The following is a 500-nucleotide window of genomic DNA, read 5'->3' on the forward strand; positions in this document are numbered from 1 at the left end:
CCGTAGGTCTTCATACGGTGATCGCCCCCCGGTAGCCGAGCACATAAAACGCCCCGAACTGATAGTTGAAATTCAGGGTGATCGACAGGGGGGAGCAACTCGTGTCGTTAAAATTGGGCCCGGTGCTTGCGACCTGCGTGTACTGGTATCGGCTCGCCGAGCAGCCCGTGGAGGACCAGTCGTATTGCGGGACGAGTTGAGGGGCCCCGACCGAAGGCAAGTAGAGTTGCCCGGGTTCGAGGAGGACTTGCGTGCCGGTTCCCGAGAATTGAAGCCAGTAGGCGTTGCCCTTGAGAGAGCCGAACCCGTCGCAATAAACCAAGATCAAGAAGTTCGCGGCCGTCCCGCCCCCAACCCCTACGCAGCCCGATGGAGATCCGACCCCCGTAAGGATCCCGGGCCTGGAGGCACCGTTGACGGTCGCCGGGAAGGGGACGCTGTAGAAGCCGTACCAGCCGTTGAAGCCCGAATTCCAATGCCTATGGAGGGTGGTGGAGCCG

1 protein-coding gene is annotated in these 500 nt (G+C 61.6%); it reads right to left on the reverse strand.

Annotation, left to right across the window (positions count from 1 at the left end):
* Positions 1-10 precede the first annotated feature (10 nt).
* Positions 11-500, reverse strand: a 490-nt coding sequence (locus G5C50_RS32150) for a hypothetical protein (RefSeq protein WP_165076185.1), incomplete at its 5' end; no start/stop codon positions are given.

This window comes from Paludisphaera rhizosphaerae (assembly GCF_011065895.1).
GTDB lineage: Bacteria > Planctomycetota > Planctomycetia > Isosphaerales > Isosphaeraceae > Paludisphaera > Paludisphaera rhizosphaerae.